The organism is Paenibacillus oleatilyticus (assembly GCF_018998565.1).
Taxonomy (GTDB): Bacteria; Bacillota; Bacilli; order Paenibacillales; family NBRC-103111; genus Paenibacillus_G; species Paenibacillus_G oleatilyticus.
The window spans coordinates 337599-360187 of record NZ_JAHNZO010000002.1; the positions used below are offsets into that span (position 1 = coordinate 337599).

Genomic DNA, 22589 nt, shown 5'->3' on the forward strand with positions numbered 1-22589 from the left:
TCTCCGTCGGTTCGATTCAACTGAATTCAATTTAGGATTGGAATAAAGGGAGGAAGAACAAAATGACTATTTGCCATACTACGGACACGACCTTTACCAACGATTTAAAGAGCGAAGGCTTGACATTAGTCAATTTTTGGGCGACTTGGTGCGCGCCTTGCCGCTTTTTCGGTACCGTGCTTGAAGCGTTTGATCGGGAACAAAACAACGAAGTGAGAATCCTTAAGGTTAATGTAGATGAAGAAGCCAATACGGCCGCTCAGTTTGGAGTCATGAGCATTCCAACGACAATCCTGTTTAAAAACGGTGAACCGGTCGACAAAATCGTTGGCGCCATTCCTCTGGAGCAACTTAAAAAGTTTATAGACGGTCATAAAAATTAGTCGGAAGTCCCGGCATCACGATGTTTTGCCAGATAGGCTAACAGATGAAGCTTTTCATCCGGAACGTGATAGCGCAAATAGCTGCCAGGATCACTCGTGTAACCAAGCAGCTCGCGCTCGGATAGCTCCATGCCGATACGGGAGAAGTTCTCGTCCAAATAATCCGGATAATAAGTTCGCTCATGTGCTTGCGGAAACAGATGGCGAATCCGAGAAAGCGAAGCTGCGGGCGGCTGGTAAAACAAATAGTTTCCGATTACACGGGCGTCCGGCTTGAGATAAGGCAGCATCGGGAGAAGCGGGAAGAGCCGGTTGTCCAACGAAAAGTCGTTGAACGAAAAACTGTCGACGATCAAGTCGACGGTAGCAGGAGCAAGCGGAAGGCGCCAATCGCCGCTCTCGAGGTACAGCGCCTGCAAATCGGCGTGGCTCTGCGTAAGCCGTTCCTTGAGCCTGGAGAGCAGCTCGCGCGATGTACCGCAAAAAACGTACATCGCCTCCGGCGGGAGAGACGAAATATATTTCGGCAGCATCGTGTACACGTCAGCGTTGGCTTCCACAATCAGCCGATGCTTTGCAGGAGGCTCGCTCATAAGCCGGTCGGCCATCCACAGGCTCCCTTTTTCCGTCAGGCGGATAAAAGCAGGGGAGAGCAATTGAAAGCGCTCGTGATCATAGCCATAGGTATAGGCGGAGCGAGCGTTTTCTTTATCGGCGGTGAGCAGGATGCCGTCTCGGATTTCCGCCCGATAAGAGCAGCGGCAGTACAATTGCCCGATAAGCATATATTTTCCTTGAAGGTGGGCGTTGCGGATTTGCAGCGGAATCTGGCAGAAAGGGCAGTAGAGCAGGGGCAAAAAGGAGTAAGGCACCCCGGTCTGCGTTCCCGGCCCCGGTTCGTCTTGCAAGGCGAGCAATTTGTTTTCGATCTGCCGCAGCGCGTTTTCCAGCTGCTCTTTCTCTCTCTTCAGCTGCCGCTTCTTTTCGTTCAACAACCGCAGAAAATGGCAGCGGACGTCTTCGACGACGGTAAAGTCGGTGATCCGCTTAAACAAAAGCATCTGACGGATCTCCTGGAGTGAAAAATAATACTGCTTCATCTTGTTGATGAGCATCATATCGTCAACACACGAAGGAGTAAAGTCATATGGGCGCTTGCTTTTTTATCCGGAAGCAGCAGCCCTAGCTCCATGTAGTAGCGGACCGTATCGACGGACACGTCAAACCGTTTGGCGAATGCTCCAATTTTCATGTAAGCAACCCCCAATTTTTTCCTTAATATATGAATATTATAATAAAAATGTGGGGGTACTCCAGATTTTTTTGGAAAAAGTGGTTTTTTGCGGGCTTGATCTCTAGGACGCTCCACCTCTTATGATAAGTGCATTACCAAGAAAGAGGTGAGTGACGATGAAATTATCCGAGTATGCGAGTTATGACGGTCTAGGACTGGCTGAGCTGGTCAAACGCGGCGAGGTTACGCCACGGGAACTGACGGCGTTGGCTTGCGAAGCTATCCGGCTGGTGAATCCGCAATTGAATGTGATGGCCGTCTCGATGCAGGAGCAAGCGGAAAGGGAGAGCGAGTCCGTGTTACCGGACGGTTCGTTTCCAGGTGTCCCCTTTTTGATCAAGGATTCGACGCTGCATACCGCCGGAGTGCCTCTCAACAGCGGCAGCCGACTGGGAGAAGGGATGATTTACCCGTACGACTCCGAGTTGATGAGGCGGTTCCGTCAGGCCGGTCTGGTGACGTTGGGGTCCACCACGGCGCCGGAATTTGGATTCAACGCGACGACGGAAGCGGTCTTGTACGGGCCGACGAGAAACCCTTGGAATCCGGAGAGGAGTCCCGGCGGTTCAAGCGGCGGCTCGGCCGCAGCCGTAGCGGCAGGCATCGTGCCGTTCGCCCATGCCAATGACGGCGGAGGCTCCATCCGCATTCCGGCGTCTTGCAACGGCCTGGTCGGCTTGAAGCCGACACGCGGGCGAACGCCCAACGGACCGGACAGCGGAGAAGTCTTAAGCGGCCTTGGAATTCAGTTTGCCGTAACCAAAACGGTTCGCGATGCGGCTGCGCTGCTGGATGCGGTAGCGGGTCCCGATCCGGGCGCGTATGCTTGGGCGGAGAGGCCGGGCCGACCGTTTTCCGTAGAAGCGGCTGCGGCGACGGGGCGGTTGCGCATTGCTTGGACAGCCAAGCCGTTATCGGGCACGCCCGTTGACAAGGAATGCTTGCGGGTATTGCACGAAACCGTCAGCTTATGCGAGGAGCTGGGGCACGAATTGGTGGAGGCTTCGCCTGAGGTGGATTACGAGGCGTTGTTCGTGGCGACGATGCACATCTGGGTGGCCAATACTTACCATGGGATCGAGCGGCTTGCGAAAGCCCTGAATCGTACACCGTCGGAACATAACCTTGAAGCGACGATCCTGAAAGCGTACCGGCACGGCGCATCCTTGTCCGCCCATGATCTGCTGACTGCTGTCGATATCAGCGCGAAAGCTTCCCGATCCGTCGGACGATTTTTTGAGCAGTACGATGTGCTGCTTTCCCCGACGATCGCATCACCGCCGCTTCCGCTGGGCGTGCTGAATGCCAACGATCCGGAAATCGATGTAAGACGCTGGACGGAGCAGGTATTTACCCACGCCCCGTTCACGAGCCTCTTTAATACAACGGGCCAGCCCGCCATTTCGCTGCCGCTCGGTTGGAGCGCGGACGGCCTGCCGATCGGGATGCAGTTTGCCGGACGATTCGCCGACGAAGCTACGCTGCTGCAGCTTGCCGGACAATTGGAAACCGCCAGGCCATGGAACCATAAACGCCCCGGCATTCACGCGGCAAGTGTGCAATAAGTGATTCATTTCCAAGTACAGACGGTGAGAGAGCCAGGTCAACTTCTGCGAAGAAGAAGACCTGGGTTTTTTTTCGGCCAAATCGTCTTTACAAAAGCTATAGAAATAACTTGGCACAAAACTATTGAGTGGAAATCTATTATCAACTACAATGAATAAGGAATAATATTCCAAATATGAAATATGGAGGTAATCGAATGGTCAAGAAGCAGGGTAAGGCGCTATTTTCGATTGTATTCCTCATCTCGGTTTTACTGGCGAGTTTTTTTCCGGTTGCAGGCTCGAATAACGTTTCCTTTGCGGCATCATCGTACGACTACATTCTCATTTTTCCGAGAGACCGCTACCCTGAAACCGGAGCGCATATTAAAGACGCCATTGCAGCGGGCCAGTCCGATGTATGTACCATCGAGCGTGACGGTACCCGTGAGCGGCGCGAAGAGTCCTTGAAAGGCTATCCGCCGAAGAAAGGTTACGATCGGGACGAATGGCCGATGGCGATGTGCTTGGAAGGGGGAAGAGGCGCGGATATTCGATACATTAATCCGTCCGACAACCGGGGGGCGGGAAGCTGGGTAGGAAATAAGCTTTCCAAATACGCCGACGGAACGAGAGTTAAATTTATCGTGAAATAAGCGGTTCACTACTTCTACGGCTCCATTCACGCGATCCCAAAATCCATCATTTCTTCGACTCCTTTTTGGGCAAGATATCCTTGACAAAAAACGGAATTTCAATTAATAGACTGAAAAATTAAGTTGTAGACTAAGAAAATAAAGTTTTAGACTGACGGTGGCATTAACGGGCAGTTTAACTCAACTATTAGTCTCAATAATGCGTCTTAAATGTTACTTTCTCATGGGAGGAGTTGCATTGAAGAGTAATTTTATTAAAAAATTTTGACACCGTATTTTAAAAGGTGATATATTGGCGTAATACCCATTAGCATGGGTCTATTTTCGAGAGGTGATAAGCCATATGTTACCTATTCACCAGCAATTCATTAATCAAGCTATGGAAAGGATCCGTCAGGATAGTCGCCTCACGGGGCTACTTGTCGGTGGTTCCGTCATTCGCGGGACCGTGGATGCATACAGCGATCTAGATTTGATCGTTGTATATGATATTGCATTCAAGGAAGAGATAATGGAGCAACGCATTCGAATCGCCAATTCGTTTGGCAGCCTGCTTTCGGCCTTCACCGGCGAGCATGTCGGTGAACCTCGGCTGGTAATCTGTCTGTATGGACCTCAGCCGCTCCATGTCGACTTGAAGTTCATCTCCTCATCGGAGCTGGCAGTACGAGTCGAGAATCCGCTCGTGCTTTGGGATCGCGACAATTCGCTACGTTCAATCATCAACGAGACATCACCTTCGTACCCTACTCCTACTCCTCAATGGATGGAGGATCGTTTCTGGGTATGGGTGCATTATGGAGCAACGAAGTTAGGCAGAGGCGAATTATTCGAGTTCATTGATTTGCTCTCTTATATACGAAGTGTCGTGCTTGGGCCCCTAATTCTTATGAATATCGGGCATATTCCGTCTGGAGTACGTAGGCTGGAGCAATATGCCGCTCACGAAATGGAAGAGCTTAAAGAGACGCTTCCGCTTCACAACGCCTCAAGCTGTTACCATGCGCTGAAGGTCTCTATAGAGATCTATAGAAGATTGCGTCAAGATACCGAAGGACTGATACGCAAGGAAGAAGCTGAGCAAGCTGCGATAGCATATCTCGATTCGGTATACGATAGCGTGCGCAAATGATATCTTGTTGCTAAGACGTATTGGAATGTTTCCTGATCGGTAACAGCCTTAGTCACATACAACATTACTCTAACGGGCACGATAGTTGAATGACAACAGCGGCGGTCTAAGACTTTATTTTTCAGTCTTGGTCCGCCGCTGTTTGATTTCTTGTGTCAGTCTAATACTTAATATTTGAAAGCTGACGATTTTTGACCTCATAAATCCCGTTAAATCAAGCTGCTCAGTCTAATACTTAATATTTGAAAGCTGACGATTTTTGACCTCATAAATCCCGTTAAATCAAGCTGCTCAGTCTAAAACTTTATTTTCGCTAAACACGAATGATCATCGGCTTCACCGGCAGCTGCGCGCTCGAACTACTTCAGCTGCCACAGCGCCGCAACATTGGGCGGCTCCCAGCCTTGCAGCGAAGTGTGGTTTTGGCGGCACACATAGGTTTTGCCTGCGTATGTAACCTCATCGCCGATTTTATAGGCGGTTCCGGGAGCCCACGGCTGGGCGCCTGACGGGGCATCCGTCGTCACCGTAATGACTGCGGCAGGCGAGACATTGCCGGCGGCATCTCTAGCCGTTACCGAGAACGTATAGCTGGTATTCGGCTTCAGGCCTTCTATCGCTGCACTCGTTCCGGTCACATTCACTTGCGAAGAGCCATAGGCGACCGTGTAACCGGTCACGCCGACATTATCTGTGGATGCCGCCCAGCTCAACGTTACGCTCGTAGCCGATTTGGAAGCAACGCTCAGTTGGGTCGGCGCGGTCGGAGCCTGGTTGTCGCCGGACGATTCGTCCGTCTTAACCGTCACCGGATTGCTGGCGGCCGAGACGTTGCCGGCGGCATCCTTGGCCGTTACCGAGAACGTATAGCTGGTGTTCGGCTTCAGGCCTTGGATGGTTGCGCTCGTGCCCGTCACGCTCGCCTGAGTAGAGCCGTAGGATACCGTGTAGCCCGCCACGCCGACATTGTCGGTCGAAGCGTTCCAGGACAGGGAGACGCTGGTCGCGGTTTTGCCCGTCGCAACCAGATTTGCCGGAGCGGTCGGAGGCTGCGTATCCGGCGCCGGCGGGTTCAAGGCGTTCAAATAGGCGCGGTGCTTCGTGGAAAACTCGAATTGATTGAACTTATCCCAGTTGATCGACCACGTCATCAGACCGCCAAAGTTCGGATAGCCGGTTGCGCTGCCCCGCGTTTTGTAGGAGCTAAGCTGCTGGCCCTTCACGAGCGCGTCGAGCGCCTTATGCACTTCGGCAACCGGTGTAAAACCGCCGCCCGCATTGGCGTTCGCCGGCAAGCCAAGCAGCACCTGCTCCTGACGCAGCGGCGGGAAGAACAGGTTGGCGTTCTTGTTAACGGGGAACCCGGTCAACAGCATATCGGCCATGGCGACGTGAAAATCGGCGCTGCCCATCGTATGGTACTGGTCATCGAGGCCGATGATCGGGCCGGAGTTATAATTTTGCACCTGGAGCCAGTCCAGAATGTCGCGCGTCGCGTAGATAACAGGCAGGTAAGCGCCGGCGCGCGAATCGCAGCTGATGCAGCTTCCGCCGTAGAACGAATACCCGAGCTGGACGAAGAACGTCTCCGGGGCCATGGTCAGAATGAATTTGTCCGTGCCGAAATGGCTGTTCAACGACTTGAGCGCATCGATCAGGTTAACGATGACGGGCGTTGTCGGATGGCGGAAGTCGGAATCGCCGGCGTTCAAATAGAGCGAGTGTCCTTCGAAATCGACATCGAGTCCGTCGAACCCATATTTCTCGATGATGCCCGTCACCGAGCTGACGAACGCGTCGCGGGCGGCCGTAGTCGCCAGCTGCACTTGCCCGTTCGCGCCGCCGATGGAGATGACGACCTTTTTTCCTTTGCTCTGCAGATACGCAACGTCGGCTTTGAAGTCGGCTTCGGTATAGTTATAGGGGGTGAAGCCGATCACACCGCCACCGCCGCTTGTCGGCTCCGCGAACGAAACGTTAATCACGTCGAAATCCGGAGAGACGTCGCGCAGCCGGATAAAGCCGGAGCCGTTATCGAAGTTGTGCCAATAGCCGACGATTTTATAGCCTCCGGCGGGAGCCGCGGCAGAGGGGAGAGGGGATGCCATCGCGGAGAAAAGCGAGATGATGAGCGAGACAATAAGTCCTATCAGCAGACGGGTGCGTAAGCGTGCGTATAAGGGAGAACCATGGAAGTTCATCGTTGAGCCTCCTTTAATGGATTGGCAGTTGAAATCGTATAAATATTAAGCGCTTACACAAAAAAGTCCTCTTCGCAAAAGACGATCTTCGGCATGCCCTCCTTCCACTCGTTCGGTCCCTTAAGTATCCTCCTTTCCGCTATAAGGATTACTTACTATTATATGGGATGTTCCGCCCTCGAAAGAAGGGAGAACTTTTTATCGAAAGGGGAGAAATTAGTCCAAAGCACTTGCCGGCAAGAGAAAAAGCTCTGTCATTTCAGTATGACAAGAGCTTTTTTCATAACTATAGCTTTGAATTTACATAATGCTCAATCCCATCCAATATTCGGGCGAGTCCAAAATCAAATTCGAAACCGTAGGCATGCCCATCCTTGTCATCGTTCTCCGGTGAATAAGCGCCCGCAAGCACGACCGGCGACAGATAAGGAAACCGTTCCGAAGTGACGAGATGATCCAACGCTGCCTTATAGCTCACGCCAGGGACAGGACCCGAGTGAACGCCTGTCTGAACGGCACGGTCCATATCCCGTTGAAAAAAGCGGTGTACACGCGCATGACTGGTCAGCATGACCACGATTGAGATCTTCTCGCGATGATCTAACGGAAGGTCGGACATTATCCGCAACGCCCAATCGACAATACGCAAATTATTTGGCGTAATCGGGATGCCGGAGGCAGGGATATCGCACAACCATGGATGATCCTGAAAGCACCGCATGATGGCCAGGGCAAAGGCGCACATATTTTCGCGCCATTGAGCGGAATCTTCCTCCGGAATCGAGATATCGAACACGGCGTCCTGCATAAGAAGCACGAGATCTTCTTTGCTTGGAACGTAACGGTAGAGGGCCATGGTCGTAAATCCCAGGGCTGCGGCGACCTTGTTCATAGATACAGCGGACAGTCCGTCTTTATCGGCTATGGCAATGGCGGAATCCACGATTTGCTTCAGACTCATCTCGCGTTTCGGCCCGCGCTGCGTCGGTTTGACCAGCCCCCAGCTGAGCGCCACACCGGGCGGCTACGCGGTCGATATTCGCGGAGCGGCGCTCCTGGTTCTGGAACGGATGGGGATTCTCGATCAAGTACGCGCGGCCGATACACAAATGACCGGCGTTTATTTTGTAAACGGCAGCGGCAAGATCAAAGGGCGGATCGGCGAAGCGAGCATCGGCAACGAGGCAGGTTTGGACATCGAGGTTATGCGCGATGATCTGACTGACATGTTGTACAATCTCACCAAAGATACGGTGAACTATCTATGGAATGATTCGATCACCGCGATTCGCGAGACGGAAGAGGGGACGGAGGTGCAATTTACGAACGGCAAGCCGCAAACCTTCGATCTGGTGATCGGAGCGGACGGTCTGCATTCCAACGTTCGCAGGCTGATTTTTGGCGAGGAGGACCAGTTTAAACGTTCGCTGGGCTGCTATATTTCGATATATACGACCCGTAATTATCTTGGCCTCAACCATTGCCAACAATTCTATGCGGTTCCCGGCAAGACGGTAGGGATGTACAGCGCCCGCGACAACACCGAGGCTAAAGGCCTGTTCGTTTTTAAATCGGGACCCTTGCCATATGATCGGCACAATCCGGAAGCCCAGAAGCAGCTAGTGGCCGAGACTTTCGGCAGCGAAAACGGTTGGGAAACCCAGCGGCTGCTTCAGGCCATGCAGGCGGCGGAAGATTTTTATTTTGACGAGATATGCCAAATTCATATGCCTGCATGGTCGAGAGGCCGTATTGCGCTTGTCGGCGACGCAGCCTATGGCCCATCGCCGCTTTCCGGGCAGGGCAGCAGCCTGGCGCTTGTCGGCGCTTACGTGCTGGCCGGCGAGTTGAAACTCGCGCAAGGGGATCATGCACGGGCTTTTGCAGCGTACGAGCGAGAGATGAGAACGTTTGTGGAGAAAAACCAGAAAATCGGCCAGTCAGCGGCAGAGGGGATGGTCGCCAGCTCCAGCTTCAAAATCTTCCTGCAAAACTGGATGCTTCGCGTACCGTTCTTGATGAATGCCACGTTTCGAACGATTTCGAAGATGATCGCCAAAGCCGCGAACGGGATCGAGCTAAAACGATATGAGGAAACATAAACCGGCACAACGAACGGAGCGCCTCCACTATGCGAATCACGTGGAAACGCTCCGTTTTCTAGTCGGCCACGATGGTTCGGTTTTTCCCCGATTCCTTTGCCCGATATAAAGCGTGGTCGGCCCGTTGAAACAGCATGTCAGCCGACTCGGCGTGGGACGGATAGTGGGCGATGCCTGACGAGACCGTTATCGTGACTCCGAGAGGATTTTCCCACGTTGCAAAAGCGGTACGAATTCGCTCCGCCGTGGTCAGAGCATCTGGAACGCTCGCGAGCGGCAGAAGCACGACGAATTCCTCTCCGCCGTAGCGGCAGCATATGTCATGGGGACCTACGGACGAAGTGACGACGCGGGCCAGATGCTTCAATACTTCGTCGCCCGCCTGATGCCCGTAGGTATCGTTGATGGATTTGAACCGGTCGATATCCATGACAATCAGGGCGAAGGAGTACTGCTCTTCCGTCCATTGCGTCATGATGGATTCAAACGTCCTGCGGTTCGTTAACCCTGTTAAAGAATCGGTCATGGCGGCATGAGCCAACTGCTCGGTCTGCTTCTGCAAATCGCTTAACGCAAGCGTAATCGTCTGTGTCAACAAGTCGGCTTCCCGGTTCCAGTGATGCTTAACGTCCGGAAGAACGATTCTTTCGCCTTTACCCAATCGGCCGGCCAGATCGGCAAGAGACACGAACGGACGGGCCAAACGCCGGGCAAGCCAGATGGCGGCGATCATCAATATGACAAACGGTGCCAGAGCGTACAGCAGGATCGTGCGAATATTGCGGTTCAATTCGTCGTAAACGACATTGATGGGGGACTGGACGACGACTCCCCAGCCGTTTTCCAGAACGGGGGAATAGCCCGCAAGAAAGGTGATTCCTTGGGAATTGGTCACCTGTTCGTATCCGCTTTCGCCCCGAAGCGTCTTCTGAACGACTAGATTGGCATTGATATCGTCGCCGATCCGGGATTTGTCGGGATGAAACAATAAATGACCGTTGGAGCTGACGACGTAAAAGTACGAACCGTCGCTATTGAGATGATTATGCATCCCGAACATCATATTCAATATATTGTTTTCCTGCAAATAAAGACTGCCTCCGATAAAACCGCGATAGGTTCCGTCTTTGTCAAAAAGCGGCTCGCTCATAAAAACGATCAGCCGTCCGGTGGCCGAATAGTAGGGCTTGGATATATAGGATTTTTTTACTACGAGCGCTTCTTTGGCCGCTTCCGTTGCGATATGCAGTCCGGTCGTGCCGACGGAAGGCGGGTCCACACCGCGGACAAGACCCGTTTCGTCCACGACGGCAATGGAGTTGAAATAGTGGCTGCCTAAGCGCAGCGCTTCAAGCTGCCTCTGTATTTCTTGCGCATCCGATAGATCCCCGGCCGAAAGACGGGCGCCGGTATAGGCCAGACCGGCCCGCATCGATTGGAATAAGGAATCGATGGAATGGCTCATTTTGGTCGCTGCCGAATAGTTCAACGCAAAGGTCGTTTCGAATAGCGATTCCTTATTGGAATGATACGAGGCGAGAAGCAGAATCGTCAAAGTAAGCGCGACGGAAAGGGAAACCAGCCCGGTTAACAGGGTGGCAAGACTGATTTTATTTTTTTCGGCACAGCGAATCCCGAACGGTCCGGACATGGTATCCCCCTCCTTATTTTCCAAGTTAAGTTCCCCCTTCATTTTCGACATGATCCGCCATAATCCTTTATCGCTACCCGATTTTATTAAAAAAGCTCCCAAGCTACGTATAGACCTGGATTTGGAAGGTTGGCGGATGAATCTCCTTTCGTTTATACTCATTTTAAAAAATATCACCATAGGGGGAACACATGTGAGGAGGTTTCTCAAAAATGAAACGATGCAAATTCTGCTTATCGCCCTGACGACGGCTATTGGAGCGGAAATCAAAGTATATCCGTTTCATGGAGATTATTTTCGTATGGGGCTTGGCGCCAGCACGTTTTTGTTCTTCTTGCTGTTTATGCGCCACTTGCCTTATCTCAAGATCGGGATCATCACGGGAATATTCAGCGTATGCTTTCAGGGGACCGAATGGCTGACTCACTCGACCCCGCTTTCTTTCACCGCAAGCCTGCAGAATAATGTGGCCGCCGGTGTATATTATATCGTGTTTGCTCTCTGCATGGACAGACTTCGAACAACAATTCACGAATACAACCCTCTCAGGCTAGGCGGGCTTGTCTCGGGCATCGATCTGATCTCGAATGGGGCGGAGCTTTTCTTGCGGTGGCTGCTGCTCGGCGTGAATGTGATGGATTGGGACGACTGGCTTCTTTTATTGGTCCTTACCGTGGTGCGCAGTTATTTTGTCATCGGGCTGTACAGCAGCATCGTGATAGGTCAAATGCGCGTCCTTCATGCCGAGAAGGAAAAACGGATGGAGCAGATGCTGCATGTGGGTACGGGGCTGTACGGGGAAACGTTTTATTTGCAAAAATCGATGGGCACGATCGAAGCGATTACCGAGCAGAGCTACCTTCTTTATTCCAAATTGAAAGAAGAGAACCTGGAGCGTTACGGCCAAGAAGCCCTAAGCATCGCCCAGCAGATTCACGAAGTCAAGAAGGATTCCCAGCGCATTCTGGCCGGCCTGACCAAATTATACGACAGTGAAATCGTTGTCGATATGAGCTTGGCGGAAATGCTCGGCTTTGTCGTAAAAGCGAATCAAAAGTACAGTCGCATGTTCCAAAAGAAAATCAAGTTCACGACCGATCTGGATGCGGATTACCGGACCGCCGATTTCATTCCCCTGCTTACCATTGTGAATAACCTCGTCTCGAACGCGGTGGAAGCCATTCAAGAGCATGGGAGCATCGGTATACGCGTTTACGAAGATACGGCGGAGACGGTCTTCGTTGTTTCCGATACGGGCTGCGGCATTCGGGAATCGCACCGCGGCATTGTTTTTCAACCCGGATTTACGACGAAATATAACGAAAGCGGGGTAGCCGCAGCCGGGATCGGACTGTCGCATGTGCGCGATATCGTCCATTCGCTTGATGGGGAGATTGCCATCGGCTCTTCCGAAGAAGGCAGCGGCACAACATTTATCGTGCGTCTTCCGACCTTCAAAATAAGAAGTGCTTCAGCCGCCGTGTAGATTTTTATATTTTTTCGTAGTTGAGATGGTATGTTCAAAGTGTACTTGATCTATGAAAATAATGGATATTCGCCATTTCCGGCCGTGAGACTGAAAGCGTTGCCGAGGCAAACGAATGGTTGTGGCCGGAAGGGGACGGGGTTGGTTATCAATGGACATGACGAGCGTAAGCGATAGAACGATAGACTTGGGCGAATGGGTGGCCCGGTACCGGTCTTACTCCGCCCTTGGGAGCTGTGCCGATTACATTCCCGCGTTACGAAAGGCGGATCCGTCTCAATTGGGCATTTGCATGATTGGAACAGACGGAAAGATCGTAAAAGCCGGAGAGACCGAGTCGCCCTTTACCATCCAAAGTATTTCCAAAGTTATCGGATTTATGGCCGCTTGTTTAAGCTGCGGCATCGACACCGTGCTGGAATATGTAGATGTGGAGCCTACTGGAGACGCTTTCAATTCAATCGTTCGGTTGGAACTTCACAAGCCGGGCAGGCCCTTTAATCCCATGATTAATGCAGGAGCCATCACTATAGCTTCCATGCAGCCGGGAACGACCGCGGAATCCAAGCTTGAGGCTATCACGGCTTTATTGGAAGCCTTAACGGGAAAAAGCCCGACCTATAATCGAGAGGTGTTTCAGTCCGAGTGGCAGACGGCCCATCGCAATCGAGCGCTGGCGTATTGCTTGAAAGAAATGAATTGTCTGCAATCCGACGTGGAAGTCGCGCTGGAAGTTTATTTGAAGCAATGCTCGCTTGAAGTCACGGTGGAAGATTTGGCCGCGATCGGGATGATTCTTGGGTGCGACGGCTACGACCCGGTACGGAAGAAGCAAGTGGTATCCAAAGATATCGCTCGCATCACGAAAGCGTTGATGCTGACATGCGGAATGTATAACGCTTCGGGAAAATTCGCCGCTTTTGTGGGCGTACCGGCCAAAAGCGGGGTATCCGGAGGAATTATGGCTGCCGTTCCGCCTCGCGCGAAATCCAGAGAGCTTCCTTTTCCGGACGGATGCGGGATCGGCATATACGGCCCTGCCATCGATAAGTATGGCAACAGTACGGCGGGACATATGCTCTTGAAGCATATCGCCCAAGCGTGGGATTTAAGCGTCTGTTAACCGACAATAGGAGGCAGTGCATTCATGAGAAACACGGCCATTGGAGAGGCAAAGTCATGAGATTTTTTATTGTAGACGATGACCCTGCGGTCCGTCTCATGCTGGCGCAAATGATTGAAGATGAGGGTCTGGGCCAAGTCGTGGGAGAAGCGGAAGACGGAGCGAAGATCGATGCCCAATCGATCGTCATGAACCAGGTGGATATTCTTTTCGTTGACGTCCTCATGCCGAACCGTGACGGAATCGAGACCGTTCGTGCACTATTGCCCGTATTTTTGGGAAAGATCATTATGCTCTCCGAAGTCGGTTCGAAAGATATCGTCAGCCGTACTTACTCCCTAGGTATCGAATATTACATCCTTAAGCCTTTAAACCGGATCGAGCTCATAGCGATCGTTAAGAAAGTGATGGAAAGCATGCTGCTTGAAACGTCGATTCAAACCATCAAGCAATCGATCGATTTTCTTTCTCCGTATGATATAAGCGAAAATAAGACCCGGCGATCAGGAGATGCGTCCATCCTAACTTGCGGAAATTATTTGTTGTCGGAGCTGGGTATGGCGGGAGAAAGCGGGACCCAGGACTTGCTGGAGATGTTGGAGTACTTATTCCAAGATGAATCGGAGCGAGCGTTAAAGGATGAATTTCCGGCATTAAAAGACATATTTTGGCAAATCTCGTCGAAAAAACTTGGGGAATGCGTTGACTCCGAGCTCATTCAAAAAGAATTCAAGGCGGCTGAGCAGCGTGTCCGGAGAGCTATATCTCATGCGCTAAATCATCTCGCGTCGCTAGGCATAACGGATTATACCCATCCCAAGTTTGAAAATTACGCAGCGAAATTTTTCGATTTTATGGAAGTCCGGAGAAGAATGAACGAATTGGAAGAAGATCAAAGATCCAGCGTAAACCATAAAATCAATACAAAAAAATTCGTGCAAGTCCTGTATTTGGAAGCGAAGCAAATGATGGCGACATTGAACTGACTCCCAAAGCATACCCGATACCGAAACCCTGTTACTGGCGTAAGCAGCTTGCCGGTGCAGGTTTTTTTAGTGAACGAAACAAAGATATCATAAAATGTAATTGTTTGGAGATAATACAGGGTGAAAATTTATAAATAACCCATGGCTGGAGAAGGTGCATGACATGCCGGATGTTCCGTTCACAGACAATCTGTCCGCAAACCTTCGGATGATGAAGGATGCGATTGGGCATAGCCCTGACGTTATTTTCCGAGAGTTTCGAGTTGGACATTCCTCCTGGCAAGCGGCTGTCGTTTATATCGACGGTCTGGTGGATAAAACCGTTCTGAACGAGCAAGTGATCAAGCCTTTAATGCGGGAACGAGGTCTGTCCAGTGATTCCGCCATGAATAAAGAGCAGCTCAAAAGCACCATTTCCGATTCCGTCGTTTCGACAGCGGAGGTTCATGAGATGCGCTGCTTGAAGGATTGCGTTCGTAAAGTCCTTGACGGGAATACCGCGCTATTACTGGACGGCTTGACCGATGTTATCGTTCTAAGCACCGTCGGAGGAGAGAGCCGTTCCATTGAAGAACCGTTATCGGAAGCGGTTGTACGGGGACCGAGAGAAGGCTTTGTCGAGAAGCTTCATACCAATACGGCCATGCTTCGGCGCCGAATTAAAGACCCGGGCTTCACCATGATCCCTTACAAGCTTGGACGCCGGTCTCAAACGGACGTGTACCTGATTTATATCCAGGGATTAACGAACCAAGAGCTCGTGGAAGAAGCGAAGAGCCGAATCGAGCGGATCGATATTGATGAGATATCCGACTCCGGCTATATTGAGCAGCTCATCGAGGATCAGACTTACTCTCCGTTTCCGCAGATGCAAAACACGGAGCGGCCTGACCGGGTAGCAGGCGCTTTGTTGCAGGGTCGTATCGCCTTGTTGGTAGACGGGACTCCTTTCGCATTGATTATACCGGTCACTTTTTCCATGCTGATGACTTCTTCCGAAGACTATTTCGAACGGTGGATGCCCGCTTCCTTGATCCGCATCCTGCGATATGGGGCGGCATTCATCGCTCTGTTTCTTCCTGCACTTTATATTGCTTTGATTTCTTACAACCATGGATTAATTCCGACGAAACTCGTCATCTCCATTGCAGCGGGACGGGAAGGGGTTCCTTTTCCATCGATCATCGAAGCGCTCATTATGGAAGTGACGCTCGAACTTCTTCGGGAAGCGGGGCTGCGCCTGCCGAAACCGATCGGACAAGCGGTCGGCATTGTCGGCGGATTGGTGATCGGACAAGCCGCCGTCCAAGCGGCCATCGTGAGTCCTATCATGGTGATCGTCGTTGCGCTGACCGCCATTTCTTCCTTTGCCTTTCCTCAGTATTCTTCGGCGATTGCCATTCGCATGCTCCGGTTTGCGATGATGATGGCGGCGGCCATACTCGGGCTTTACGGTGTAATTCTGCTTTTCATCTTCATCATGGCCCATCTTGTGAAGCTCAAGAGCTTCGGGATCGATTATATGGCTCCTTTTGCGCCCATGCAGGCAAAAGATTGGAAAGACCTGATCGTAAGAGTGCCTCTCCAAATGATGAAGCGGCGTCCCGGACTAAGCAGAGCGCAAGACCGCACGCGCCAATAAAAAAGGTAAGGTGAGTCGTCACCATCATGAGTCGTAAAGATGAAATTACATCGTTGCAAGCTTCATTTATCGTATCGAAAAGCATGATTGGGACAGGGATTCTGTTTTTGCCGCAGATTATGGCGAAGGAGGTGGGGACGCCGGACGGATGGATTTCCGTTCTGATTGGCGGTTTCCTCGCTTTACTGGCCGGGTATGTCATCATCAAACTAAACCAGCGTTTTCCCAAACAAACGTTTTTCGAATTCAGCCAAACGGTGTTCGGCAAGGTGATAGGCGCGGTTCATATTGTCCTGCTGAGCGCTTATTTTACGATATCTGCCGGGTATTTGGCTCGTGTCATGGGCGAGGTGATCCGCATGTATTTGCTGGATAAAACCCCGATTTCGTTTATCATCATTGTCTTTATGATGGTTGGGGTTTATCTCGCCATAGGAGGAATTAACCCGATTGCGCGCTTGATCGAGCTATTTTTTCCCGTGATCTTAATCATCCTCGTTACGCTGATCGCGTTCAGCTTTAAGGAGTTCGAACTGGACAATATCAGGCCGGTGCTGGGGGAAGGATTTATGCCGGTATGGAAAGGAATAGCCTCTTCGACTTTCGCTTACAGCGGCTTCGAGATTATGCTGGTTTTAAGCGCGTTTATGAAGAAGCCCCGGGACGCCGTAAAATCCATGCTGACAGGCATCGGCATCGTGATTCCTCTGTATACGTTAACCGTTTTAATTTCAATCGGAACGCTCACGGTAGACGAAGTTAAGACGCTGACCTGGCCAACCATGTCGGTAGCCAAGGACATCGAATTGCCGGGAGGATTTTTCGAGCGGTTCGAGTCGTTGTTCTCCGTGCTTTGGGTCATCTCGATGTATGCGACTTTTGTTCCGTACTATTATGTGGCAAGCCTCGGGCTCGGGCATTTGTTCAGGAGGAATTTCCGGATCTTTATTTACCTCCTGTTCCCGGTGATTTATATCATTGCCATATTCCCGAAAAAATTAAACGACGTACTGAGCTTCGGCGGTTTTCTTAATAATTTTGCCTTGTTCATTATTGCGATCATGCCGATCTACTTCTGGATTTTCGTCAAGCTGAGGAGGAAAGGCCATGCGAACGGCTAGAAGCTTACGCGTGCTTTCGGCTAGTCTGTTTCTGTTGTCCATGACAGGCTGCTGGGACCGGGTAGAGATCGAGGACGTAGGGATCGTGCTTGGTATCGGCTTTGACATGCCCGCTCATGAAGCAACGAATCAAGAGAATGGGATGCCCAAAGGTAAACAAGGCAAGGTTGAGCGAATCGCCATGACGCATCATTTTGCCGTGCCAAAGCAATTTTCCGCAAAAGAGGGGGTTTCAGCACAAAAGGATTATATAAACATCTTTAGCGAAGGAAGGGTCGTATTTGACAACATTAACGGTTTATCAACGCGCTTGTCCCGCACTCCCAGTTATGAGCATCTGAGAGTTATTCTCATTAGCGAAGAGGTGGCACGCAGCTTTGATTTGAGAGATATCATCAACTTCTTGCTGCGAAACCCGGAGGCGAGACGGTCGATTCGTGTATTGGTATGCGAGGGAAAAACAAGAACCGTGTTAGAAAAGAAAGGCATCGTGGCGAACCCGGCTTTGAATATAAGGGGACTTGTAGAAGGCTTCCGCAAGACGCTGCGTATCCCTCCGATCATGAAGCTTGGAGATCTGTCCGAAAATTTAACGAAAAAAGAAAATTTCGTCATTCAATGGGTAACTGCAGCGCGAGAAGAAACGACGCTGTCCGGGGCCGCCGTGATCCGGGGAAAGGATGCCAGAATGGCCGGTTGGTTGGATGAGGAAGAGACGGTCGGCTTGAACTGGCTGAAGGGGGAGAGGAAGAGAACGGGAATTATCGAAGGAACGGACCCGATCAGCGGGGAAAAGATCGTCTATGAGGTCCGCAAGTTCACAAGAAGCATCAAGCCCAGGCACAAGGACGGGCGAATCTCCTTTCAGGTGGAGATTAAGACGGAAGGAAGGCTGCGGGAAGATTGGGTCGATTCGGACGATGCTTTTAACGAAGAATTTATCGCCAGGGCGGAGCGGGCGGCAGAAGCGTCGATCAAGTCTTCGCTTAAAAAAGTGCTGGTCAAAATGCAAAAGAAACTGAGGCTGGATGCCGCCGGGTTCGGGAAACGGCTGCAAGTCGAATATCCTCAGGTATGGAACAAAGTGAAAGAGAACTGGGATTCTACGTTTAGCGAAGCTTCGATCGAGGTTAAAGTGAATGCCCGAATCGTCGAATTTGGAACCAGAGGAAGCAAGGGGGGATGAAGGGAACGGCATTTTTGCTGCCTTTGCACATTGATGCTCATTTGCGACTGATAATTAATAATTTAGACAAAAGTAAGCGCTGTACAAATCATAAATAATCATATACAATCATAAATGAGAAACATCGATGAATTATCAGTCAAATATGAGCATGTGAAGGCAGCGTAGGGGGAGGGACACGAATGCTGTTTGAGGAAGAGCGTCAGCAGAAAATCGCCGATTATGTTCAAACGCGGGAACGGGCTTCGGTTCAGGAACTGGCACAGCAGTTTCAAGTATCCGAATCGACCGTCCGCAGGGATCTGAAGATTCTGGAGGAGAGCAGCCAGCTTCGCCGCACGCATGGGGGAGCAGTAGCGCTGGTAAACGATAATTCGGAGCCACCGTTCATCGAGAAGGAAGACAGCTACCGGGCACAGAAGGAGGCGATCGCCAAAGCCGCCGCGGCCATGATCCAGGAAGGGGATACGATTGTTCTGGATTCCGGCACGACAACTTATTATTTGGCCAAGGAACTAAAAGCTTTCAAGCAATTAACCGTGGTGACCAATTCGGTCATGGCCGCGCAAGAGCTGCTCACGCATCCGGGTGTGGATCTCGTGCTAACCGGCGGGTCGCTTCGTCATGAAACGCTCGCGATGGTCGGGCCGTTGACGGAGAAAGCTTTGAAAGCGGTCTATGTGGACAAAGCCTTTCTGGCAACAAACGGGCTGGACCCGGTGATCGGGCTGACGACGCCGAATATATTGGAAGCTTCGGCGAAGCAAAGTATTCTTCGCTCGGCCAAACAGGTGATTTTGCTTGCGGATCACAGCAAATTCGGGAAAGTATCGTTTGCCAAAGTGGCCGGACTTCCGGAGATTGACCACTGGATCACCGACGACGGATTGCCGGACAATGCGCGGGAGGAGCTGGAGGCGGCTGGCCTGTCGGTGACGATTGTCCATGTGGGGGGCGAGAGGGCATGAGCTCTAAAGTTCTTACCGTCACCCTCAATCCGGCTTTGGACAAAACCGTAACGATTGAAGAGTTCGTGAGCGGCGGATTAAATCGGATTAAAGCGTGGAGAACGGACGCCGGCGGCAAAGGAATCAACGTCGCCAAAGCGCTCAAGCATTTTTCCGTCGACGTGGCATCATGGGGGCTGACGGCCGGCCACCAGGGAAAGATCGTTACCGAACAGCTTACCGGTCTGGGCATCCCCAGCTATTTTATCGAGACGGAAGGCGAGACCAGAACCAATCTGAAAGTATACGTCGAATGCACCCAAGAAACGACCGAGCTTAACGAAGCGGGCTTTACGGTTGGCCGGAAAGCACTGCACGAGTTTATCGAGAGGTATACCGAAGCGGTCCGCAACGTTTCGATTGTCGTGTTGGGGGGCAGCTTGCCGCCCGGAGCGCCGGACGATACGTACAAGACGTTAATCGAGATTGCGAATTGCGCCGGAGCCCGGACAGTGCTGGATGCCGACGGAGAGCCGTTCGTGCACGGGATTGAAGCCGTTCCGTATGCGATCAAACCTAACATTCACGAGTTGGAAGCGCTTTTTAAAGAAACCTTCCGAAGCGACACGGAGATTGTTTCCGCTGCAAGAAGGCTCACAGGCAAAGGTATCGCTTATGTAGCTGTTTCTTTAGGAGCCGAAGGGTCGATTCTGGTCAGCGAAACGGAAGCGGTGCGCGCCAAGCCGTTTCCGATTGTGCCTCTGAGCACGGTCGGCGCCGGCGATTCCATGGTGGCCGCTTTGGTGTACTGCCTGCTGGAAGGGAAGTCGCTGGAGGAGATGGCCCGGTGGACATCGGCGGCGGGAACGGTGACCGCTTCCAAGCCGGGAACGGAAGTTTGTACGCTTGCCGAAGTGGAAGAGAAGGTAAGCAAGGTGACGATATGGCCCTTATAATTTCATTTGCGATCATGAGTTGAGGAGGCGCTCCACATGAAAAAGATTTTGGCTGTGACCGCTTGTCCGACGGGGGTAGCGCATACGTACATGGCTGCCGAATCCTTAGCCAAAGCGGCAAGAGAGAAGCAGGTTCCGATGAAGGTAGAGACGAGAGGAGCCGTCGGCGTCGAGAACGAGCTCTCCCCGGAGGAGATTGCCGAGGCGCATGCGATCATTGTAGCGGCTGACACGGACGTATTGGAATCCCGTTTTGCGGGCAAACCTGTTGTCAAAGTGCCGGTAGCCCAGGCTATTAAAGATCCGGCCGGGCTTATTGACGAAGCGTTGAACAAACAAGCCGCACCCGCCGCAGATTACCGGGAGCAGGTGGAGCAATCGAAGGCGCAGCGCAGCGCTTCCCGGACCGGGGCGTATAAGCATTTGATGACCGGCGTATCCAATATGCTTCCTTTGGTTGTGGCAGGCGGACTGCTGATTGCCCTTTCCTTTGTGTTCGGCATCGAGGCGTTTAAAGAGAAAGGCACACTGGCCGCCGCGTTAATGGATATCGGGGGCGGAGCGGCGTTCGCGCTCATGGTTCCGATATTGGCCGGATTCATTGCCTTCTCGATTGCGGAAAAGCCGGGTCTTGCTCCTGGTCTCGTAGGCGGCATGCTGGCCTCCAAAATCGGGGCAGGGTTCCTTGGCGGCATCATTGCCGGATTTTTGGCCGGTTATGTAGCGAAGTGGTTAAAGGACTATATCAAGCTGCCCAGAAATTTGGAAGGCTTAAAGCCGATTTTGCTTATTCCGCTTCTGGCGACCGGCATAACCGGACTTCTGATGATCTATGTCATCGGGGAGCCTGTGAAGACGATCATGGACGGCTTGACGGAATGGCTGAAATCGCTCGGATCGACCAACGCCGTCTTACTTGGCGGTTTGCTTGGACTCATGATGGCCTTCGATATGGGCGGACCGGTGAATAAAGCGGCGTATACGTTTTCCGTAGGTTTATTGGCCAGCGATGTATACGGGCCAATGGCCGCCGTCATGGCCGCCGGGATGACGCCTCCGCTCGGATTATGGTTGGCGACGCTGCTCGCTCCGAAGAAATATACCAAGGAAGAGCGGGATGCCGGCAAGGCAGCCTCCGTACTGGGAATTTCGTTCATTACCGAAGGTGCCATTCCGTTTGCGGCAAGTGATCCGTTCCGCGTCATTCCTTCGATTATGGTCGGCTCCGCTTTAACGGGCGCTCTATCAATGCTTTTCGGCGCGACGCTTCGTGCGCCTCACGGCGGCATCTTCGTCTTGCCGATTCCGAACGCGGTGAGCCACCTGGCCTTGTATGCCGCAGCGATCGTCGCAGGAACCATCGTTACGGCGATCGTATTGAATGTATTAAAAAAACCTGTTTTGAAATAGGAGGATGAACGTATGAATATTCAAGCACTTTTGCAGGAACAAAGCATTATGATTCCGCTGGAAGCATCCGACAAGGAAAGCTGTATCCGGGCGATGATTGACGGACTCGAAGCCGCGGGATGCCTCCGCGACAAGTCCGCTTATTTGGACGCTGTGATGAAGCGGGAAGAGACGGGATCGACAGGAATCGGTTTTGGCGTCGCCATTCCGCACGGAAAGTCTGGCGGCGTAAGCAAAGCCGGACTGGCTTTTGCCAAGCTGACGCAGCCGCTCGATTGGCAGTCTCTGGACGGAAATCCGGTATCGATCGTGTTTATGATCGCCGTTCCGGAGGAAGCGGCGGGCAATGAGCATTTGCAGATCTTGATCGCGCTTTCCCGGAAGCTAATTGACGAACAGTTCCGTCAAAGCTTGTTGAACGTGACAGAGCCACAGCAATTGATCGACCTATTGCAAACCATCTAGGAGGAGACAAGCGTATGATAACGAAAGAGGTTACGATCCGGAACGCATCCGGATTTCATATTCGGCCTGCCCAGCTCTTTACGGAGAAAGCGACGATATTTCAATCGAAAATTACCGTGAACTTCCACAAGGAATCCGGTACGGCGGAAGCGGATGGGAAAAGCATCCTGGGTCTGATGACCTTGGGATTGGAGAAAGGCTCGGTCGTTACCCTTGCGGCGGATGGACCGGATGAGCGGGAGGCGCTTGATTCGCTAGTCGAATTGGTAGAGAGTGGCTTTGGGGAAGGTTAACATCGCAGAAC

The 22589-nt window shown here is 51.9% G+C and carries 21 protein-coding genes; 16 read left to right on the forward strand and 5 right to left on the reverse strand.

The features are described 5' to 3' along the window. Positions 1-62 precede the first annotated feature (62 nt). Positions 63-383 (forward strand): thioredoxin, encoded by a 321-nt coding sequence (gene trxA / locus KQX66_RS04745; protein ID WP_216790362.1) that lies wholly within the window; start codon positions 63-65, stop codon positions 381-383. Here the strand turns inward: trxA and KQX66_RS04750 are convergent. Both KQX66_RS04750 and KQX66_RS04755 read right to left on the reverse strand, forming a co-directional pair. Then, complete coding sequence (locus tag KQX66_RS04750; RefSeq protein WP_216790364.1) at positions 380-1444, reverse strand: hypothetical protein; 1065 nt, start codon at positions 1442-1444, stop codon at positions 380-382. The two genes, trxA and KQX66_RS04750, sit on opposite strands and share 4 nt — an antisense overlap. A 53-nt stretch (positions 1445-1497) precedes the next feature. After that, a complete protein-coding gene (locus KQX66_RS04755; protein ID WP_216790366.1) occupies positions 1498-1635 on the reverse strand; it encodes a MerR family DNA-binding transcriptional regulator in 138 nt (45 codons plus the stop codon). Between the two features lie 158 nt (positions 1636-1793). Here KQX66_RS04755 and KQX66_RS04760 point away from each other — a divergent pair, with 158 nt between their 5' ends. From KQX66_RS04760 to KQX66_RS04770, 3 genes are all read left to right on the forward strand, one after another. Continuing rightward, positions 1794-3242, forward strand: a complete 1449-nt coding sequence (locus KQX66_RS04760; protein ID WP_216790368.1) for an amidase — start codon at positions 1794-1796, stop codon at positions 3240-3242. 197 nt (positions 3243-3439) lie between these two features. Beyond that, positions 3440-3877, forward strand: coding sequence for a NucA/NucB deoxyribonuclease domain-containing protein (locus KQX66_RS04765; protein WP_216790370.1), 438 nt, complete (start codon positions 3440-3442; stop codon positions 3875-3877). 343 nt (positions 3878-4220) lie between these two features. Beyond that, entirely contained in the window at positions 4221-5009 is a 789-nt protein-coding gene (locus tag KQX66_RS04770) for a nucleotidyltransferase domain-containing protein (RefSeq protein WP_216790372.1), read from the forward strand. A 359-nt stretch (positions 5010-5368) separates the two neighbouring features. Here the strand turns inward: KQX66_RS04770 and KQX66_RS04775 are convergent, their stop codons facing one another. Next, on the reverse strand, positions 5369-7210 hold the full coding sequence (locus KQX66_RS04775; RefSeq protein WP_216790375.1) for a fibronectin type III domain-containing protein: 1842 nt from the start codon (positions 7208-7210) through the stop codon (positions 5369-5371). Between the two features lie 286 nt (positions 7211-7496). After that, positions 7497-8171 carry a TetR/AcrR family transcriptional regulator gene (locus KQX66_RS04780; protein WP_216790379.1) on the reverse strand — a complete coding sequence of 225 codons (675 nt, stop codon included), beginning with the start codon at positions 8169-8171 and terminating at the stop codon, positions 7497-7499. On the opposite strand from KQX66_RS04780, the gene KQX66_RS04785 reads away from it, so the two are divergent. After that, the gene (locus tag KQX66_RS04785) at positions 8140-9312 is read left to right on the forward strand and encodes an FAD-dependent monooxygenase (protein ID WP_253956909.1); all 1173 of its coding nucleotides are present in this window, start codon (positions 8140-8142) and stop codon (positions 9310-9312) included. The two genes, KQX66_RS04780 and KQX66_RS04785, sit on opposite strands and share 32 nt — an antisense overlap. 58 nt (positions 9313-9370) lie before the next feature. Here KQX66_RS04785 and KQX66_RS04790 read toward each other — a convergent pair whose 3' ends face one another. Then, on the reverse strand, positions 9371-10963 hold the full coding sequence (locus KQX66_RS04790; protein ID WP_216790381.1) for a sensor domain-containing diguanylate cyclase: 1593 nt from the start codon (positions 10961-10963) through the stop codon (positions 9371-9373). Positions 10964-11156: 193 nt separating this feature from the next. Between KQX66_RS04790 and KQX66_RS04795 the strand changes: the two genes are divergently transcribed. The 11 genes from KQX66_RS04795 to KQX66_RS04845 all read left to right on the forward strand — a co-directional run bounded on the left by KQX66_RS04795 (position 11157) and on the right by KQX66_RS04845 (position 22578). Further along, positions 11157-12449: a sensor histidine kinase gene (locus tag KQX66_RS04795; RefSeq protein ID WP_216790384.1), complete on the forward strand. Its 1293-nt coding sequence runs from the start codon at positions 11157-11159 to the stop codon at positions 12447-12449. A gap of 151 nt (positions 12450-12600) precedes the next feature. Continuing rightward, positions 12601-13572: a glutaminase gene (locus tag KQX66_RS04800; protein ID WP_216790388.1), complete on the forward strand. Its 972-nt coding sequence runs from the start codon at positions 12601-12603 to the stop codon at positions 13570-13572. A 56-nt stretch (positions 13573-13628) separates the two neighbouring features. Then, a complete protein-coding gene (locus KQX66_RS04805) occupies positions 13629-14558 on the forward strand; it encodes a response regulator (protein ID WP_216790391.1) in 930 nt (309 codons plus the stop codon). A 163-nt stretch (positions 14559-14721) separates the two neighbouring features. After that, positions 14722-16200 (forward strand): spore germination protein, encoded by a 1479-nt coding sequence (locus tag KQX66_RS04810; protein WP_216790393.1) that lies wholly within the window; start codon positions 14722-14724, stop codon positions 16198-16200. Positions 16201-16226: 26 nt separating this feature from the next. Continuing rightward, positions 16227-17321, forward strand: a complete 1095-nt coding sequence (locus KQX66_RS04815) for a GerAB/ArcD/ProY family transporter (protein ID WP_216790395.1) — start codon at positions 16227-16229, stop codon at positions 17319-17321. After that, a complete protein-coding gene (locus KQX66_RS04820) occupies positions 17308-18507 on the forward strand; it encodes a Ger(x)C family spore germination protein (protein WP_216790398.1) in 1200 nt (399 codons plus the stop codon). Before KQX66_RS04815 ends, KQX66_RS04820 begins: the two co-directional genes overlap by 14 nt. A gap of 182 nt (positions 18508-18689) precedes the next feature. Then, entirely contained in the window at positions 18690-19475 is a 786-nt protein-coding gene (locus tag KQX66_RS04825; protein WP_216790401.1) for a DeoR/GlpR family DNA-binding transcription regulator, read from the forward strand. Continuing rightward, positions 19472-20410 (forward strand): 1-phosphofructokinase, encoded by a 939-nt coding sequence (pfkB, locus tag KQX66_RS04830; RefSeq protein WP_216790404.1) that lies wholly within the window; start codon positions 19472-19474, stop codon positions 20408-20410. Before KQX66_RS04825 ends, pfkB begins: the two co-directional genes overlap by 4 nt. Before the next feature lie 36 nt (positions 20411-20446). Beyond that, positions 20447-21820 carry a PTS fructose transporter subunit IIC gene (locus KQX66_RS04835; RefSeq protein WP_216790407.1) on the forward strand — a complete coding sequence of 458 codons (1374 nt, stop codon included), beginning with the start codon at positions 20447-20449 and terminating at the stop codon, positions 21818-21820. A gap of 12 nt (positions 21821-21832) precedes the next feature. Continuing rightward, positions 21833-22285: a PTS sugar transporter subunit IIA gene (locus KQX66_RS04840; protein WP_216790409.1), complete on the forward strand. Its 453-nt coding sequence runs from the start codon at positions 21833-21835 to the stop codon at positions 22283-22285. A gap of 14 nt (positions 22286-22299) precedes the next feature. Further along, on the forward strand, positions 22300-22578 hold the full coding sequence (locus tag KQX66_RS04845) for an HPr family phosphocarrier protein (protein ID WP_216790411.1): 279 nt from the start codon (positions 22300-22302) through the stop codon (positions 22576-22578). Positions 22579-22589: the final 11 nt, after the last annotated feature.